Here is a 17,711-nt window from a genome sequence, read left to right as displayed (position 1 = left end):
GTCACGGCTTGCACAGAAGCTCTGCCACGCTGACGAACGCGGATCACAGCCCAAAGCAGTCATGACCCAAGGACGTTCAAAAAAGTCGCAATGGTTCGGCCTTCTGGGTTGGCTGGTGCTTTGCTATGCCGTCGCCGCGCTGGGCGCAATGGCATCGATCCAGGCGGCCAGCTTTTATGCGCTGCTGCAGCGGCCGGCGTGGGCGCCGCCGGGCTGGTTGTTCGGACCGGTGTGGACTGTGTTGTACGGGATGATGGCGGTGTCGGTCTGGTTGGTGTGGCGGCGCGGCAGCCGGGCGGGGAAGCGTCCGGCGCTGGGCCTGTTCGTGCTGCAGCTGACGCTCAATGGTGTGTGGAGCTGGCTGTTCTTCGCGCGGCAGTTGGGGGCATGGGCATTCGCGGACATCGTGGCGCTGTGGCTGGTGCTGGCCGGAACGATTGCCGTGTTCGCGAAGCGGCAGGCGCTGGCGGCGTGGCTCTTGGTGCCGTATCTGGCGTGGGTGAGCTTCGCGGCGGCGCTCAACTTTTCGGTCTGGCAACTCAATCCCCAGGTACTCGGCTGATCTCCGCTGCTGATCTTGGTGGCTCGTACTCACCGGCGTGGCAATAGCGACGATCTGTTGCTTGGTGCGAAGTGGCCTGTTGCTTGATGCGAACTGATGCCGGCAGCGAAGCGACGCCTCGCCCGCAAGCGATCTAGTCAGTTGTATCGCTTTGAGCACATGACACTACCAATCGAGGTTCGAAACCTGCGCAGGGTGGCTCTCCAAAGTCGTTCCAAAAGTTTCCATAGCAATCAATTGCTTGCGCGCGCGATGCTTAAATCCCTGAGCAGCAAGGTTTTCTGTTTCGCGCCCCGAGCGCATGCGCCTACCCATTCACGCAATACTTGACAGGCCTCGGCCCTGTGATGTCTTTTGCATGCATGGATAACGCCTCCGCCAGTGTTTCGCTCCTCTGCCAGCAGCAGCTATGGCAGGGTGCGGGCGTGGCCGGCATTATCACCACCATTACCACCGTCACCATTCGCCCGGTGCGGCCCGTCGTCTTCGCGTAACTTCCGAAAACAACGGCCCCGCACCCGGATCAGGATGCGGGGGTTTCCCTCCCAGCCTGATGCGGACGGGGCCTCCCAACGAGGTCTGTCGATGTCATCGCCTGCTGTTTCGTTCGAACCCGCTGCTGTTCTTGCGTCCTCTGCGCGCACTGTCGTGCACAAATTCGGCGGCACTTCGGTGGCCGATGCAGAGCGTTATCGTCATGTGGCGCAGCTGCTGCTGGCACGCGACGAGACGGTGCAGGTCACCGTGGTCTCGGCGATGAAAGGTGTCACCGATGCCTTGATCGAGCTGGCCGAACTGGCCGCACAGGATCGCCCAGAATGGCGCGAGCGCTGGCATGAAACGCGCGCGCGCCATCGCGGTGCGGCCGTGGCTTTGCTCGGCGAACATTCGGGGCCAACGGTGGAATGGCTGGACGCACGCTTCGAGCATCTGGCGCAGATCTTGGGTGCTTTGGCGGTGATCGGCGAGTTGCCGCGCGAGGTGCTCGACCGTGTGCAGGGCCTGGGCGAGGTGTATTCGGCGCAACTGCTTGGCGATCACTTCCGCGCCATCGGCGAAGACTGCGCGGTGTTGGATGCGCGCGATGTGCTGGTGGTCAATCGCGGCGAACTCGGTGTGGATGTGGATTGGGACGCCAGCGCGCAGCGCCTTGCCACCTGGCGCCAGGCGCATCCGCAGACGCGTGTGGTGGTCACCGGTTTCGTGGCGCGCGACCGTGCCGACCGCATCACCACGCTGGGGCGCAACGGCAGCGATTATTCCGGCGCGATCTTCGCGGCCTTGTTCGATGCCGATGAGCTGCATATCTGGACCGATGTCGACGGCGTGCTGTCGGCCGACCCGCGTGTGGTGCCCGAGGCTGTGCAGCTGGAAACCTTGAGCTACGACGAGGCCTGCGAGCTGGCGTACTTCGGTGCCAAGGTGGTGCATCCGCAGACCATGTCGCCGGCGATCGAGCGCGGCTTGCCGATCATCATCCGCAACACCTTCCAGCCCGAGCATCCGGGCACGCGTATCACCGCCAGCAGTGCAGTGAGCGGGCCGATCAAGGGGCTGACGCTGAGCCCCGGCCTGGCCGTGCTGAACCTGGAAGGCACCGGATTGATCGGCGTGCCCGGCACCGCCGAGCGTGTGTTTGCGGCGTTGCGCACGGCGCAGGTGTCGGTGGTGATGATCTCGCAGGGCTCGTCGGAGCATTCGATCTGTTGCGTGGTCAAACAGCACGAGTCCGAGCGCGCACGCAACGCCTTGCTGCAGGCGTTTGCGCATGAACTCACGGTCGGGCAGGTGCAGCGCGTGCAGCTGACCACCGGCATCAGCGTGTTGGCGGCGGTCGGCGATGGCATGGCCGGCCAGCCGGGTGTGGCAGCGCGGCTGTTCGAGTCCCTGGGGCGTGCGCAGGTCAATATCCTGGCGATTGCGCAGGGTTCTTCCGAACGCAACATCTCGGTGGCGATTGATGCAGCGCATGCCACCAAGGCCTTGCGCGCGGCGCACGCCGGTTTCTGGTTGTCGCCGCAGACGTTCTCGGTGGGCGTGATCGGCCCGGGGAACGTGGGCGCGGCCTTGCTGGATCAGCTGCGCATCGCGCAACCGCAGTTGCTGGGCAAGGCCAATCTGGATCTGCGCCTGCGCGCGGTGGTGTCGCGCGGGCGCATGTTGCTGGATGAGCGCGGCCTGGTCGGCGATTGGCGGCAGGCGTTCGCCGCCGCAACGGAAGCCACGGATCTGGAGCGCTTCACCGAGCATCTGCTGTCGGCGCATCTGCCGCATGCGGTGATCATCGACTGCAGCGGCAGTGCCGAGGTTGCCGAGCGCTATGCGAGCTGGCTGGCGGCCGGTATCCATGTGGTGACGCCGAACAAACAGGCGGGTTCCGGCCCGCTGGCCCGTTATGAGGCCATCCGCGCAGCAGCCGACGCCAGCGGTGCGCGCTTCCGTTACGAGGCCACTGTGGGGGCGGGATTGCCGGTGATCACCACGCTGCGCGATCTGGTCGATACCGGCGATACGGTCACCTCGATCGAAGGCATCTTCTCCGGCACGCTGGCCTGGCTGTTCAACAAATACGATGGCAGCGTGCCGTTCGCCGAGCTGGTGACGCAGGCGCGTGGTATGGGCTATACCGAGCCGGACCCGCGCGATGATCTGTCGGGTGTGGATGTGGCGCGCAAGCTGGTGATCCTGGCGCGCGAAGCCGGGCGCGCCATCAGCCTGGAAGACGTGCAGGTTGAAAGTCTTGTGCCCGAAGCATTGCGCCAAGCCAGCGTGGACGATTTCATGGCCCGACTGCCGGAAGTGGATGCAGCCTTCGCGCAACGTCTAGCTGAGGCCCATGCCCGCGGCAACGTGCTGCGTTACGTGGCGCAGCTGCCGCCGGACCGCGCACCCAGCGTCGGCCTGGTCGAGCTGCCGGCCGATCATGCGTTCGCCAATTTGCGTTTGACCGACAACGTGGTGCAGTTCACCACGCGTCGCTACTGCGAGAACCCGTTGGTGGTGCAGGGCCCGGGCGCGGGGCCGGAAGTGACCGCGGCAGGCGTCTTCGCCGATCTGCTGCGCGTGGCGGCAGGCGAGGGCGCGCGGCTGTGACGCAGGCTGTTGTCAGCCCGGCCGGCGTGAGCCAAGCAACTGCGGCGCAGGCGTGCGGCAGCGATCGCGCTTCTCCCGGCAAACACGGCCTGCACGAAGCGCGCGCCTTCGCGCCGGCATCGGTTGCGAATGTCGCGGTGGGATTCGATCTGCTCGGCTACCCGATTGATGGCGTCGGCGACACCGTCATCGTGCGTCGCATCGAAGAGCCGCTGGTACGCATTGCTGCGATTCGCGGTACTACCGTGGCGCTGCCACTGGCTGCCGAACGCAATACCGCAGGCGCGGCGTTGATGTCGCTGCGTGCTGCCTTGCAGCTGCCTTACGGTTTTGAAATCGAGATCGACAAAGGCATTGCGCTGAGCTCGGGCATGGGGGGGTCTGCTGCCTCGTGCGTGGCGGCATTGGTTGCGGCCAATGCGCTGCTGGCGTCGCCGCTGGACCACCACCAGCTCTACCAATACGCGCTCGATGGCGAAGCGGTAGCCAGTGGCAGCCGACATGGCGACAACCTGGGGCCGCTGTTCTTGGGCGGCCTGGTGCTGTGCACGCTGGAGCGTCTGGTGCCGATCGCAGTGCCGGCAGCGTGGCATAGCCTGCTGGTGCATCCGGATGCAGTGCTGGAAACGCGACGCGCGCGTGAGGCTCTGGCTGGCAATTATCAGTTGCGCGAATTCGTCGCGCAGAGCACCAATCTGGCGTTGGTGTTGGCAGGTTGCCACGCCGACGATGCAGGCCTGGTGCGTGCAGGCCTGCGCGATGTGCTGGTCGAACCGCGTCGCGCACCATTGATCGCTGGCTTCGCCGAGGCCAAACAGGCAGCGCTGGACCACGACGCCCTCGGTGCCAGCATTTCCGGCGCCGGGCCAAGTGTGTTTGCGTGGTTCGAATCGCGCGCCGCGGCAGACGCTGCGGCGCCGGCAGTGCAAGCTGGATTTGCTGCCGCAGGTTTCGATAGCCAGGCCTGGGTGTCGCCGATCGCAAGTCCTGCGGCACGGCTGCTCGGATGAACCAGTACGCACGCAATCACAACGCGCCGCAGGCAGCGGGCAGCAGGTCTGCCCTGCTGCTCGCCACACGACAGTTAGGCGACGACGACCTCGCTGATCTGCATCACCGGGCTCAGGTCGGTGTAGTTGGCGATGTCGCCCAGGATCTCCGCTGCGTGCGGGCCGAAGCTGCCGTTGAACGCTTCTACCGACTCGCAAAAGATATGGCACATGCCGACGAAGGCCGGCGTGCTGCCGGGGTCGCCACCACTGAGTCCCTTGTCCACCGTGTAGCGCAGGCAGGCCGCGCCCATGCGCGCGCTCACCAGCGGCATGTGCGTGTCGCGGTAGTAGATGTGGTCGAAACGGGCACCGTCGCGGTAGGGGTACATCACGCTGACCTTGATCATCTGCCGACTCCACGGAAAGGTGCGCGCAGCATAGCGCCGCGCCATCGACCGTGGGCAAGCATGCGCCGGACCGCCGCCGCGTCGCCAGACCCGGCCACACCGCGCGCCGCACACCTTGTCGTGGGCAACGCCCAGCCTTCGCTTTATCTGGAGTCACGCTGATGTTTATTTCCACCCGTGGCGCTGCGCCCGCCGCAAGCTTGAGCCAAGCCATTGCCGCCGGGCTGGCGCCTGATGGCGGCCTGTACGTGCCGCAGACCCTGCCGCCCGCCCGTACGCTGGTTGCGGGCGCCGGCCTGGCCGCCACCGCCACCGCGCTGTTGCAGCCGTTCTTCGAGGGCGATGCGCTGGCGGCCGAGCTGCCGGCGATCTGTGCTGAAGCCTTCGACTTCCCGGCGCCGTTAGTGGCGTTGGGCACGCCCGGCGATTACGCGCTGGAGCTGTTTCATGGGCCCACCGCCGCGTTCAAGGATTTCGGCGCGCGCTTTCTGGCCGCCTGCCTGACCCGGTTGCGTCGTGCCGAAGACCGCCCACTCACCATCCTGGTCGCCACCTCCGGCGACACCGGTGCAGCCGTGGCCGCCGCATTTCATCGCCAGCCCGGTTTGCGCGTGGTGGTGCTGTATCCGGACGGCCGCGTGTCGCCGCGGCAGGCGCATCAGTTGGGGTGTTTCGGCGACAACATCCAGGCGTTGCGTGTGGCCGGCTCGTTCGACGACTGCCAGGCGATGGTCAAGCAGGCCTTGAACGATTCGGTATTGCAGACGCAGGTGCCACTCAGTTCGGCCAATAGCATCAGTCTGGGCCGGTTGCTGCCGCAGATGAGTTACTACGCGCATGCCGCGCTGCAGCATCATGCGGCGTCGGGCGACGTGCTCAATCTGGTGGTGCCCACCGGCAACCTGGGCAACGGGCTGGCGGCGATCATCGCGCGCGCGCTCGGGGTGCCGTTAGGCCGCATTGCGCTGGCGTCCAACGCCAACCACGTGTTGCCGGACTATTTCGCTGGTGACGCTTACGCGCCGCAACCCAGTGTGGCCACGCTGGCCAACGCGATGGACGTGGGCGCGCCGAGCAATTTCGAGCGCTTGCGTTGGCTCTACAACGGCGACGATGCCGCCTTGCGTGAGGAATTCCGAGCGTTGTCGGTGGACGATGCGGCGATTCGCCACACCGTGCAGCAGCGCTTCGCGCGTTACGGCGAGGTGCATTGCCCGCATACCGCCACTGCGGTGCATGTACTCGAGCAACTGCGTGCCGAAGGCGCGGAGGGCGGCACCGGCGATTGGGCGGTGGCGGCGACGGCGCATCCGGCCAAGTTCGAAGCCGTGGTGGAGCCGTTGATCGGTCGGACGGTGGAGGTTCCGCCGGCGCTGGCGGCGCTGCTGCAGCGTCCGGCGCATGCCGAAGCACTGGCGCCGGACTACGCAGCCTTTCGGCAGCGTCTGCTTGCGGATGCGGCCTGACCCAACGCGTTCAGGCACTCGGGGTTGGAAAGTGGCCCGCATGGGGCTATTTCTAGGTGGGTGCGGCCCCGCTGTGGCGCCGCGTCTGCTGTGGGTTGTTGCATGTCTTATCGAATGATCGCCGCCGCCGCGTTATGCGGATGGGCAGCGGCTGGTGCGGCCAGTGCGGCCGATGTCTCGTCTGGGTCTGCGGCCTGGCCGCTGGGCGCGCCGCGTGTGGGTCTGGTCGATGCCCTGGCGCGTCAGGCGCCGTCGCTCGATCGCCAGGTCCTGGCGCTGGCCAACGAAGCGTTGCAGTGCGCGCGCCAGCGCCAGCAGGTGGGTGCCGAGCGGGTGCTTAGCGTCATCGACTACAGCCGCCCTTCCACCGAGCGCCGCCTCTGGGTATTCGATCTCGACAAGCAGCGTCTGTTGTTTCGGGAATGGGTCGCGCACGGGCGCAATACCGGCGAGAACCTGGCGGCGAAGTTTTCCAATAACGATGGCAGCTTCCAGTCCAGCCTGGGTGCATTCACCGCGCAGGAGTCCTACACCGGCCAAAACGGCTACTCATTACGGCTCAAGGGCCTCGAGCCGGGCTTCAACGATCACGCACGCGACCGCGCCATCGTCATCCACGGCGCGCCCTATGTGAGCGAAGCCATCATCCGCACCCAGGGCCGGCTTGGCCGTAGCCTGGGCTGCCCAGCCGTCCGGCCGGCGGTGGCCAAGCAGTTGATCGACACACTGCGCGACGGTGCGTTTGTGTTCGCCTATTACCCGGATCGTGCCTGGCTGCGGCAATCGCGGCTGCTGAGCAGCGGCTGCGGTGGGGCGGTTGCGCGTGCGGTGGCTGGGCGCTGAGTGATTGCGAGCAAGGTGCCTGACGTAGGAGTGCGATCAGCCCGCCGGACAGCATTGCCTTCGACGTGATCGGAAGTCGCTGCGCGAATACCGGCAAGCGGACTGCAGTTCATCGCGCCATCTCTGCCCAGCTGACGACTGCTTGCTAGGTCGTGTGAGCTGTTTTTCGTGAGCGGTGCCGAGCGAGAACGACACTGATGGGTGCGCAGTCATGGGTGATAGTGCCTGGTTGATTGCGTGCCGACTGCGTGGGCAATGCACCGACGCATCAACCCACCTGACCAATCACCCGCCAGCCTCACACCGTATCGCCGGCCAGGCTGCGCAACGCCGCGTCATCCAGGATCTGTACCAGGTGCAGTTGCGGCAGCGCGATCAGCTGCTGTTGCCGGAGTTTGGTGAAGGTGCGGCTCACCGTTTCCACGGTCAGCCCCAGATGGTCGGCGATGTCGCTGCGGCTCATCGGCAGCGCCACAGTGTCGCCGCTGGCGCCGGGCTGGGTGGAGCGCGCAGCCAGTCGCAGCAGGGAATGCGCCAGCCGTTCGCTGGGCTGCAGGCGTGCCAGCAGCAGGCCGGTGTCCTGCGCCGCGGCCAGTTCCATGCTGGCGCGCTGCAGCAGCTTGCGCTCCAGCTGCGGATAGCGCTCGCGGAGATGGCGCATCTGCGCCATCGGCGTGCGACACACGCGGCTGTCGACGATGGCTTCGATATCGTGGCGGTGTTGCGCGGTTTCGGTGAGTCCGACGTAGTCGCCGGGCAGGACGAAGCCGGTGATCTGGCGGCGTCCGTCGGCCAGTGTGCGCACCATGCGCAACGCGCCGGAGGTCACCGTATAGACGTTGTGCCGGGTCTCGCCCGCACGCACCAGGGTGCTGCCAGGCGTGTAGGCCGCAGCGTGGGTCACCTGATCCAGCGCATCCATTTCCTGCGCCGACAGTGCTGCGCAGATGGCCCGGCCGCGCACCGCGCAGAGCGCGCAATCGGAGCAGGACGTGTCGCTGGCGGATGCCGAGCCGGGCGCCGGTCAGGTCACGCTGGGGTCGGAAAGCTGCCGGTACATGGGCCACGCACTGCTGGGACGCATTGAATGATAGGCCATGCGGTCAGCGCGCCTGGCAGCCGGTAGAATTGTGCGTTCGCCACATTGTCCTGCAGGAGTTTCGCTCGTGATCAAGCCCCGTACGCCGCCCGGCATCATGGAATTGCTGCCGCGCGAGCAGATCGCGTTCCAGCGCATGCTGGACGTCATCCGCCGCAACTACGAGCGGTTCGGGTTCCTGCCGGTCGAAACCCCGGTGTTCGAGCTGTCCGATGTGTTGCTGACCAAGTCCGGCGGCGAGACCGAGCGCCAGGTCTACTTCGTGCAGTCCACCGGCGCGCTGGCCAATGCCACTGCCGCTGCCGACGAGGGTGCCGAGAGCGGCGGCCTGCCGGAGCTGGCGCTGCGCTTTGACCTCACCGTGCCGCTAGCCCGCTATGTGGCCGAGCACGAACACGATCTCAGCTTTCCGTTCCGTCGTTACCAGATGCAGCGCGTCTACCGCGGCGAGCGCGCGCAGCGCGGACGTTTCCGCGAGTTCTACCAGTGCGATATCGATGTGATCGGCAAGGATGCGCTGAGCATCCGTTACGACGCCGAAGTGCTGGCGGTGATTCATGCGGTGTTCGCCGAGCTGGGCATCGGCGATTTCAAGGTGCAGTTGAACAACCGAAAGTTGCTGCGCGGGTTCTTCGAAAGCCTGGGCGTGGCCGAAGGCGAGTTGCAGCTGGCCGTGTTGCGCGAGGTCGACAAGATCGACAAGCGCGGTGCCGACTACGTGCGCGACACGCTGGTGGGCGAGGGCTTCGGTATCGCCGCCGAGCAGGTCGGCAAGATCCTGGACTTCGTGGCGGTGCGCTCCAACGGGCATGCCGATGCGCTGGCGCAGTTGCAGGCGCTGGAAGCCTCGGTAGGCGCGAGCGCGACGCTGGGCGAGGGCATTGCCGAATTACGCGAGGTGCTGGAACTGGTCAGGGCCTTGGGCGTGCCGGAGACCGCGTATTGCCTGAATTTCTCGATCGCGCGCGGGCTGGATTACTACACCGGCACCGTCTACGAAACCACGCTGACCGATCACCCGCAGATCGGCTCGATCTGCTCGGGCGGCCGCTACGAGAGCCTGGCCAGCCACTACACCAAGTCCAAGCTGCCGGGCGTGGGCATCTCGATCGGCCTGACCCGGTTGTTCTGGCAACTGCGCGAGGCCGGCCTCATCCAGGGCATCGCCGAAAGCAGCGTGCAGGCCATGGTGGCGCTGATGGACGAAACCCGCCTGGACGACGCGCTGGATATCGCCCGCCGGCTGCGTATCGGCGGCATCAACACCGAAGTGCAGATGGAGCCGAAGAAGGTCGGCAAGCAGTTCCAGTACGCCGCCCGCGCGGGCATCCGCTTTGTGGTGCTGGCCGGCGACGACGAGCTGGCGCGCGGCGTGGTGGCGGTCAAGGATCTCGTGCGTGAGCAGCAGTTCGATGTGGCGCGCGAGGAGTTGGCGAGCACCTTGCTGGTGGAGCTGGAGCAGGCCAAGGTGATGTGAGCGGCGTTACCGCCCCTCATTCGCCCTGGCGGGCACCTTCTCCCGCCCGGCGGGAGAGGGGGGGAGGGCTGGCTTGGACGAGCTGCGCCCATTAGCCGCTGAGTGGGAAGTCAGTTGAGAGTCCAAACTCGAGCAGTCATGTCCTTCGCCCGTTGACGGGAGAAGGCGGCGCGTAGCGCCGGATGAGGGGCGTTCCGCCGCACCAGCTCAGGTGATCACTCAGAGACCGCGTCCAGCCGGTGACAATTCAGGTCGTTTGCGTTAATGTGCTAACACGCTATTACATTAACGCAATGAAACAACGACCCGTCCCCCGCGAAACCACCGACGTTGCCACCTCCCTCAAGATGCTGGCCGATGCCCTGGCGTGCCTGAAAGACCCTGGCGCGGTGGAGGCCTTTCTGCGCGATCTGTGCACGCCTGCCGAACTGGAGGCCATGTCCGACCGGTGGCGGGTGGTGCCGTTGCTGATCAAGGGCGTGCCGTACCGCGAAATCCATGAGCTGACCCAGGTCAGCGTGACCACCATCGGGCGCGTTGCGCGCACCCTGGACCACGGTGCCGGCGGCTATGCCGCGGCCCTGCGCGAGCGGTCTTCGCGCCCTGACGACTCCCACTGAGAGAACAAGATGAGTGCTTCCACGGCAGCGCCGGCACGTGACCGGTTGCGTATTGCCATCCAGAAAAACGGCCGTCTGGCCGAGCCGGCGCGCAGCCTGCTGGCCGCCTGCGGTCTGAGCTGGCGGCAGAGCCGCGACAAATTGTTCTGCTATGGCGAATCGCTGCCGGTGGACCTGCTGCTGGTGCGCGACGACGACATCCCGGGCCTGATCGCCGATGGCGTCTGCGACCTGGGCATCGTGGGGCAGAACGAGCTGGACGAGCAGGCATCGGCGCGTCGCCGCGCGGGCTTGCCGGCCGCCTACCACGCGGTGCGCGGGGTCGGTTTCGGCCAGTGCCGGCTGATGCTGGCGGTGCCGGAGGAATGGGACTGGCAGGGCGTGGTGCAACTGGCCGGCAAGCGCATCGCCACCAGCTACCCGGCGATCCTGGCCGACTGGCTGGAGCGGCAGGGCATCGACGCGACGGTGGTGGAGCTCTCCGGTTCGGTGGAAATCGCTCCGCGCCTGGGGACCGCCGATCTGATCTGCGACCTGGTGTCCAGTGGCGCCACGTTGGCAGCCAACCAGCTCAAGCCGGTCGAGCTGGTCATGGAAAGCGAGGCCGTGCTGGCTGGCGCCGTGCGCGAACCGGCCGATGCGCGTGCCGGCCTGCTGGCCATGCTGCTGCGGCGCATGGACGGCGTCTTGAAGCTGCGCGACAGCAAGCTGCTGATGTTCCGCGCCGATCAAGGCAACGTGGATGCGCTGCGGCGCCTGCTGCCCGATGCCGACCCGCTGGTGCAGCTGCCTGACGATGGCAACGGCGCGCTGCGGTTGCAGACCATGTGCCATGGCGCGGTGACCTGGCAACGCTTGGAAGAACTCGAACGCGCAGGTGCGCAAGGCTTGATGGTGTTGACGGTGGAGCGCTCGCTGGCATGAACATTCTCGATTGGTCCCAACTCGACAGCACCGCACGGACCGACGCGTTGACCCGCCCGGTGCAGACCGTGGCCACGCAAACGCTCGATGCGGTCGCCGCTTTGATTGCCGACGTACGCACGCGCGGCGATGCGGCGTTGCGCGAGATCACCGCGCGCTTCGATGGCGTGTCGCTGGAGCGCTTCGCAGTCAGCGAGGCCGAATTCGACGCCGCTGAAGCGGCCGTGGCGCCGGAATTGCGCCAGGCCATGCAGGATGCGGTGGCACGCATCGACACCTTCCACCGCGCCGGTATGAGCGAGGGGTATGCGGTGGAGACCGCGCCGGGCGTGGTGTGCGAAAAGATCGTGCGGCCGATTGGCCGTGTGGGTTTATACGTGCCCGCTGGCAGTGCGCCGCTGCCGTCGACTGCATTGATGCTCGGCGTGCCGGCGCGTCTTGCCGGATGCCGCGAGGTGGTGTTGTGCACACCGCCACGCAAGGACGGCAGCGTGGATCCGGCGGTGCTGGTCGCCGCGCAGCTGACCGGCGTGCGCCGCGTGTTCAAGCTCGGTGGTGCGCAGGCGATTGCGGCAATGGCGTATGGCACCGAGTCGGTGCCCAGCTGCGACAAGTTGTTCGGCCCGGGCAACAGTTATGTCACTGAAGCCAAGCAGCAGGTGGCGCAATCCGGTGCGGCGGCGATCGACATGCCGGCCGGCCCTTCCGAGGTGTTGGTGATCGCCGATGCTGGTGCGCAAGCGGCGTTCGTCGCTGCAGACTTGTTGTCGCAGGCCGAACACGGCCCGGATTCGCAGGTGTTGCTGCTGTCCGACAGCGACGTGTTGATCGATGCGGTGCAGGCGCAGCTGGAGGTGCAACTGGCGCAACTCTCGCGTGCCGACATCGCTCGGCAGGCGCTGGCGCAATCGCGCTTGATCAAGGTGCAGACGCTGGATGAGGCATTTTCGATCAGCAACCGCTACGCGCCGGAGCATCTGATTCTTGCACTGCGCGAACCGCGCGCGTGGCTGGCACAGGTCGAAGCAGCAGGCTCGGTGTTTCTTGGCGATTACACGCCCGAAGCGCTGGGCGATTACTGCAGCGGCACCAATCACGTGCTGCCGACCAGCGGTGCGGCGCGTGCATACAGCGGCGTCAGCGTGGCCAGCTTTCAGAACATGGTTAGCGTGCAGGCGGCCAGCAAGGCCGGCATCGACGGCATCGGCGAGTGCGCCTTGATACTCGCGCGCGCAGAAGGGCTGGATGCGCACGCCAATGCAGTGGCACTGCGGATGGGAGTGGCGGCATGAGCGCGTCATCGGTCCTGGATCTGGTGCGCGAAGATCTGCGGGCATTCGCGGGGTATTCGTCGGCACGCACCAGCGCTTTGCAGGGCGATGTGTGGCTCAACGCCAACGAGTCGGCGTGGGGCAATCCGGCCGACCCCGGCGCGAGCACGCGGCGCTATCCCGATCCACAACCCAAGGGCCTGCGCAGCGCGCTTGCGGCGCTGTACGGCTGCGCGCCGGAGCAGCTGTTGATCGGCCGCGGCAGCGACGAGGCGATCGACTTGCTGGTGCGCGGCCTGTGCGTGCCCGAGCGCGATGCGGTACTGGTCACGCCGCCGGTATTCGGCATGTATGCCGTGTGCGCACGGCTGCAGAACGCGCCGTTGGTGGAAGTGCCGCTGGTCGATGGGCCAGATGGGTTCCACGCGGATATCCAGGCAATTGTGGCGGCGGCGCTGACGTCGAATGCCAAGTTGGTGTTCCTTTGCTCGCCCTCCAATCCTGCCGGTTCGGCGATCGCATTGGACCAGATCGAACACACCTTGCAGGCATTGCAGGGCAGGGCGCTGGTGGTGGTGGACGAAGCGTATGGCGAATTTTCCGATGTGCCCTCGGCCGTCGGTTTGCTCGCGCGTTACGACAATCTCGCGGTGCTGCGCACGCTCTCTAAGGCGCATGCATTGGCGGCCGCGCGCATCGGCACCTTGATCGCCAACGCCGAGTTGATCGCTTTACTGCGTCGCTGTCAGGCACCGTATCCGGTGCCGACGCCGTGCGCGGCGATGGCCGAACAGGCCTTGTCTGCGCCAGCGCTGGAGGTCACCCGCCGCCGTATCGCCGAGGTGCGTAGCGAGCGCGAGCGCGTGCACAAGGCGCTTGTGCAGCTGGCAGGTGTGCGTCAGGTCTATCCCTCGCAAGGCAACTTCCTGTTGGTGCGTTTCGACGATGCCGAAGCCGCATTCCATGCGCTGCTGGAGGCCGGTGTGGTGGTGCGCGATCAACGCGCAGTCCCGCGCTTGTCCGATGCACTGCGCATCACCCTGGGGACGCACGAACAGAACGAGCGCGTGTTGAACGCGCTGCAACGCACGCAGGAGGCCGCCGCATGACCCCGATTCTTTTTGTCGACCGCGACGGCACGCTGATTACTGAGCCGGCGGATTACCAGATCGACACGTACGAAAAACTGCGCTTGGTCGATAACGTCATTCCGGCGATGCTCAAGCTGCGCGATGCCGGCTACCAGTTCGTCATCGTCAGCAATCAGGATGGGTTGGGCAGCGAGAGCTATCCGCGTGCCTCCTTTGACGGCCCGAACAATCTGATGCTGCAGATCTTCGCCAGCCAGGGCATCGCATTCCGCGAAGTGCTGATCGATTGCAGCTGGCCGGCCGACAATGCGCCCACGCGCAAGCCAGGCGTCGGTCTGATGGTGCCGTATCTGCAGGACCGCACCATCGACTGGGCGCGCTCGGCCATGGTCGGCGACCGCATGACCGATATCCAGTTCGCGCAGAACCTCAATATCCGCGGGTTTCAGCTGCGCACTGACGAGTTCGGCGGCGAGTGGGACTGGCCCGGTATCGCGCACGAGCTGGCCGATGCGCCGCGCCGCGCGGTGGTTCAGCGTAACACCAAGGAAACCAAGATCCGTGTCGAACTGGATCTGGATCGCGTCGCCGAGCCGAAGACTGCCACCGGCCTGCCGTTCTTCGACCACATGCTGGAACAGATCGGCAAGCATGGCGGCTTTGCGCTGGACATCCGTGCCGAAGGCGACTTGCATATCGATGAGCACCACACGATCGAAGACACCGGCCTTGCGCTGGGTCAGGCATTGCGCGAGGCGTTGGGCGACAAGCGCGGTATCGGCCGGTACGGGTTCGATCCGGAAAGCAGCCCATGGCGCGTCGCTGGCGACACGGCGCAGCATGGCTTTACATTGCCGATGGACGAAACCATCGCCAGTGCCGCGCTGGATTTCAGTGGCCGGCCGTACTTCGTGTTCGACGGCGAGTTCAAGCGCGAACGCGTCGGCGATATGCCCACCGAACTGGTGCCACATTTCTTCCGCTCCATCTGCGATGCATCCGGCTTGAACCTGCATCTGACTGTGCGCGGCGAGAACGATCACCACAAGGTCGAAGCCTGCTTCAAGGCGTTGGCGCGTGCACTGCGTCAGGCGATTCGCCGTGAGGGCACCGCATTGCCCACCACCAAGGGCGCGCTATGACCGATGTTGCGCTGATCGATGCCGGTGGCGCCAATCTGGGCTCGGTGCGCTATGCATTGGAGCGACTGGGCGTTGAGGCACGCGTGGTGCGCGATGCGGCCGGCTTGCAGGGCGCCCAGCGGGTGATACTGCCGGGTGTTGGCGCTGCGCCAGAAGCGATGTCGCGGTTGCGCGCGCAGGGCTTGGTCGAACCGCTGCGCGAGCTGCAGGTGCCGTTGATCGGTATCTGCCTGGGCATGCAGCTGTTGTTCGAACATTCCGAAGAAGGCGATGTCGAGTGCCTGGGTCTGCTGCCGGGCATTGTCCGCCACATGACGCCTGCGCTTGGTATTCGTGTGCCGCATATGGGCTGGAATCAGCTGGTGCCGATGCGCGCGTCCGCGCTGCTGGACGGCCTGCCGGAGCGTGCCAGTGCGTATTTCGTGCATGGTTATGCCGCGCCGGTGACGGCCGACACCGTGGCTGCCTGCGATCACGGTGGCCTGTTCACGGCGGTGGTGCAGCAAGGCCTGCGCTGCGGCGCGCAGTTCCACCCCGAGCGTTCGGCCGAGACCGGTGCACGCATCCTGCGCAATTTTCTTGAGATGAGCTTCCCATGAGTTTCACCGTTTACCCGGCCCTGGATATCCGCAACGGCCGCGTGGTGCGCCTGCTGCAAGGCGACTACGCACACGAGACGCAGTACGGCGACGATGTGCTGCCGCGCGCGCAGGCGTTTGCCGATGCCGGCGCGCAGTGGATGCATCTGGTCGATCTGGATGCGGCAAAGGCCGGTGGTTACACCCTGACCACCACGCTGGGCGAGATTGCACGTGCCACCGGCTTGCGGGTGCAGACCGGTGGTGGCGTCCGCTCACGCGCCGATGTGGCGCGCATCCTCGATGCCGGCGCCGCACGCGTGGTGATCGGCTCGTTGGCGGTGCGCCAGCCCGACAGCGTTATCGAATGGCTGCAGGAATTTGGCGCCGATCGGCTGACCATCGCGCTGGACACGCGCCAGGACGCCGACGGCGTATGGCAGTTGCCGGTGCACGGCTGGACCGAGCCCGCCGAGGCCACGCTGGATCAGTTGGCCGTACGTTACGCGCAGGCCGGCCTGCAGCATCTGCTGTGCACCGACATCGCACGCGACGGCATGCTGTCCGGCCCGAACATGGATTTGTACGCGCACCTGCGCACGCTGGCGCCGCAGTTGCAGGTGCAGGTGTCCGGCGGTGCGCGCAACCTGGCCGATGTCGCGGCCGCCAAGGCTGCCGGCTGCGCCGGTATCGTGCTCGGCAAGGCCTTGCTGGAAGGGCATCTGGCGTTGAAGGAGGCACTGGCATGCTGAGCCGCCGTATCATTCCGTGCCTGGACGTGCGCGACGGGCGCGTGGTCAAGGGTGTCAAGTTCCGCGACCACATCGACATGGGCGACATCGTCGAACTGGCATTGCGCTACCGCGCGCAGGGTGCCGACGAGCTGGTGTTCTATGACATCGGCGCCAGTCCGGAGGGGCGCTCGGTCGACTACACCTGGGTCGAGCGCGTGGCGCGGTTGATCGATATTCCGTTCTGTGTGGCCGGTGGTATTGGCGATGTGGAAACCGCGCGTGCGGTGCTATACGCCGGCGCCGACAAGATTTCGATCAACTCGCCTGCACTCGGCCGCCCGCAGCTGATCTCCGAACTGGCCGACGCGTTCGGGGTGCAGTGCGTGGTGGTCGGCATCGATTCGATTCGTGAAGACGATGGGCAGTGGCGCGTGCGCCGCTACACCGGCGACCCGAGCAAGACCCAGGCACTGCCGATGCGCACGCTGGACTGGGTGGCTGAAGCGCAGCGGCTGGGTGCGGGCGAAATCGTGCTCAATTGCATGGACAACGATGGCGTGCGCCGCGGTTACGATATCGCCCAGTTGCGGCAGGTGCGCGCGTTATGCCGCGTGCCGTTGATCGCCTCCGGTGGTGCGGGCGACATGCAGCACTTTGCCGATGTGTTCGATCAGGCCGATGTGGACGGCGCACTGGCGGCCAGCGTATTTCACAGCGGTGCGATTCCGATCCCGGAACTCAAGCAATTCTTGCGCGCGCAACAGATCGAGGTACGCGATGGGCAGTAACGAAGTGGTAGCGGGCGACGGACTCGCAGCGCTGGATTGGAGCAAGGGCGACGGCCTGTTGCCGGTGATCGTGCAGGACGCCGACAACCTGCGCGTGCTGATGCTGGGTTACATGAATGCCGAAGCGTTGGCCGTCACCCAACAGCGCGGTGACGTCACCTTCTTCAGCCGCAGCAAGCAGCGCTTGTGGACCAAGGGCGAGAGTTCGGGGAATGTGTTGCGCCTGGTGTCGATCGAGACCGACTGCGATGCCGATACGCTGCTGGTGCAGGCACGCCCCCATGGCCACACCTGTCATTTGGGCCGCACCAGCTGTTTCCCCGGTGCGCCTGGGCAGTTCTTGGGTAGCCTGGATGCGTTGGTGGCCGAGCGTGAGCGCGAACGCCCGCATGGTAGCTACACCACCAAATTGTTTGAGCAAGGCATCCGCCGCATTGCGCAGAAGGTGGGCGAGGAGGGCGTGGAGACCGCGCTGGCCGGCGTGGTGCAGGGTGATGCGGAATTGCTCGGCGAATCGGCCGATCTGCTGTATCACCTGATCGTGCTGCTGCGCGCACGTGGGTTGGGTCTTGGCGATGCGGTGGCATTGCTGGAATCGCGGCACAAGTGAGCTGATCTGGCAGG

General features: G+C 66.0%; 18 protein-coding genes. 16 read left to right on the top strand and 2 right to left on the bottom strand.

The annotated features are described in order from the left end of the window. Positions 1-61: 61 nt before the first annotated feature. The 3 genes from M0D43_RS01320 (at position 62) to M0D43_RS01310 (ending at position 4,665) form a co-directional block, all read left to right on the top strand. Positions 62-562 carry a TspO/MBR family protein gene (locus M0D43_RS01320; protein ID WP_252163230.1) on the top strand — a complete coding sequence of 167 codons (501 nt, stop codon included), beginning with the start codon at positions 62-64 and terminating at the stop codon, positions 560-562. A gap of 585 nt (positions 563-1,147) precedes the next feature. Next, positions 1,148-3,655, top strand: coding sequence for a bifunctional aspartate kinase/homoserine dehydrogenase I (thrA, locus tag M0D43_RS01315; RefSeq protein WP_252163229.1), 2,508 nt, complete (start codon positions 1,148-1,150; stop codon positions 3,653-3,655). 26 nt (positions 3,656-3,681) lie between these two features. Then, a complete protein-coding gene (locus tag M0D43_RS01310; protein WP_260807740.1) occupies positions 3,682-4,665 on the top strand; it encodes a homoserine kinase in 984 nt (327 codons plus the stop codon). A gap of 74 nt (positions 4,666-4,739) precedes the next feature. Here the strand turns inward: M0D43_RS01310 and M0D43_RS01305 are convergent, their stop codons facing one another. Beyond that, positions 4,740-5,054 carry an EthD family reductase gene (locus tag M0D43_RS01305; RefSeq protein WP_252163228.1) on the bottom strand — a complete coding sequence of 105 codons (315 nt, stop codon included), beginning with the start codon at positions 5,052-5,054 and terminating at the stop codon, positions 4,740-4,742. Positions 5,055-5,215: 161 nt separating this feature from the next. Here M0D43_RS01305 and thrC point away from each other — a divergent pair, with 161 nt between their 5' ends. Both thrC and M0D43_RS01295 read left to right on the top strand, forming a co-directional pair. Beyond that, positions 5,216-6,520: a threonine synthase gene (thrC, locus tag M0D43_RS01300; protein WP_252163227.1), complete on the top strand. Its 1,305-nt coding sequence runs from the start codon at positions 5,216-5,218 to the stop codon at positions 6,518-6,520. A 102-nt stretch (positions 6,521-6,622) separates the two neighbouring features. Beyond that, on the top strand, positions 6,623-7,363 hold the full coding sequence (locus tag M0D43_RS01295; protein WP_252163226.1) for a murein L,D-transpeptidase catalytic domain family protein: 741 nt from the start codon (positions 6,623-6,625) through the stop codon (positions 7,361-7,363). Positions 7,364-7,661: 298 nt separating this feature from the next. Here M0D43_RS01295 and M0D43_RS01290 read toward each other — a convergent pair whose 3' ends face one another. Then, positions 7,662-8,327 (bottom strand): Crp/Fnr family transcriptional regulator, encoded by a 666-nt coding sequence (locus tag M0D43_RS01290; protein ID WP_252163225.1) that lies wholly within the window; start codon positions 8,325-8,327, stop codon positions 7,662-7,664. Here M0D43_RS01290 and M0D43_RS01285 point away from each other — a divergent pair. From M0D43_RS01285 to hisIE, 11 genes are all read left to right on the top strand, one after another. Further along, positions 8,311-8,454: a hypothetical protein gene (locus M0D43_RS01285; protein ID WP_252165178.1), complete on the top strand. Its 144-nt coding sequence runs from the start codon at positions 8,311-8,313 to the stop codon at positions 8,452-8,454. The two genes, M0D43_RS01290 and M0D43_RS01285, sit on opposite strands and share 17 nt — an antisense overlap. Positions 8,455-8,529: 75 nt before the next feature. Next, positions 8,530-9,939, top strand: coding sequence for a histidine--tRNA ligase (gene hisS, locus M0D43_RS01280; RefSeq protein WP_252163224.1), 1,410 nt, complete (start codon positions 8,530-8,532; stop codon positions 9,937-9,939). Positions 9,940-10,232: 293 nt separating this feature from the next. Continuing rightward, the gene (locus M0D43_RS01275) at positions 10,233-10,559 is read left to right on the top strand and encodes a YerC/YecD family TrpR-related protein (RefSeq protein ID WP_252163223.1); all 327 of its coding nucleotides are present in this window, start codon (positions 10,233-10,235) and stop codon (positions 10,557-10,559) included. A gap of 9 nt (positions 10,560-10,568) precedes the next feature. Then, a complete protein-coding gene (gene hisG / locus M0D43_RS01270; protein ID WP_252163222.1) occupies positions 10,569-11,483 on the top strand; it encodes an ATP phosphoribosyltransferase in 915 nt (304 codons plus the stop codon). Then, complete coding sequence (gene hisD / locus M0D43_RS01265) at positions 11,480-12,775, top strand: histidinol dehydrogenase (RefSeq protein ID WP_252163221.1); 1,296 nt, start codon at positions 11,480-11,482, stop codon at positions 12,773-12,775. The genes hisG and hisD overlap by 4 nt, the downstream gene beginning before the upstream one ends. After that, on the top strand, positions 12,772-13,863 hold the full coding sequence (gene hisC / locus M0D43_RS01260) for a histidinol-phosphate transaminase (RefSeq protein WP_252163220.1): 1,092 nt from the start codon (positions 12,772-12,774) through the stop codon (positions 13,861-13,863). The genes hisD and hisC overlap by 4 nt, the downstream gene beginning before the upstream one ends. Further along, a complete protein-coding gene (hisB, locus tag M0D43_RS01255; protein WP_252163219.1) occupies positions 13,860-14,987 on the top strand; it encodes a bifunctional histidinol-phosphatase/imidazoleglycerol-phosphate dehydratase HisB in 1,128 nt (375 codons plus the stop codon). Before hisC ends, hisB begins: the two co-directional genes overlap by 4 nt. After that, positions 14,984-15,586, top strand: coding sequence for an imidazole glycerol phosphate synthase subunit HisH (hisH, locus tag M0D43_RS01250; RefSeq protein ID WP_252163218.1), 603 nt, complete (start codon positions 14,984-14,986; stop codon positions 15,584-15,586). Before hisB ends, hisH begins: the two co-directional genes overlap by 4 nt. Next, positions 15,583-16,317: a 1-(5-phosphoribosyl)-5-[(5-phosphoribosylamino)methylideneamino]imidazole-4-carboxamide isomerase gene (gene hisA / locus M0D43_RS01245; protein WP_252163217.1), complete on the top strand. Its 735-nt coding sequence runs from the start codon at positions 15,583-15,585 to the stop codon at positions 16,315-16,317. Before hisH ends, hisA begins: the two co-directional genes overlap by 4 nt. Beyond that, on the top strand, positions 16,311-17,087 hold the full coding sequence (hisF, locus tag M0D43_RS01240; protein ID WP_252163216.1) for an imidazole glycerol phosphate synthase subunit HisF: 777 nt from the start codon (positions 16,311-16,313) through the stop codon (positions 17,085-17,087). The genes hisA and hisF overlap by 7 nt, the downstream gene beginning before the upstream one ends. Further along, the gene (gene hisIE / locus M0D43_RS01235; RefSeq protein WP_252163215.1) at positions 17,077-17,697 is read left to right on the top strand and encodes a bifunctional phosphoribosyl-AMP cyclohydrolase/phosphoribosyl-ATP diphosphatase HisIE; all 621 of its coding nucleotides are present in this window, start codon (positions 17,077-17,079) and stop codon (positions 17,695-17,697) included. Before hisF ends, hisIE begins: the two co-directional genes overlap by 11 nt. The last annotated feature ends 14 nt before the right edge of the window (positions 17,698-17,711 follow it).

This window comes from Xanthomonas prunicola, assembly GCF_025266575.1.
GTDB lineage: Bacteria > Pseudomonadota > Gammaproteobacteria > Xanthomonadales > Xanthomonadaceae > Xanthomonas > Xanthomonas prunicola.
Note: the sequence above shows the minus strand (reverse complement) of the source record. Positions and strands in the feature narration are given on the sequence as shown.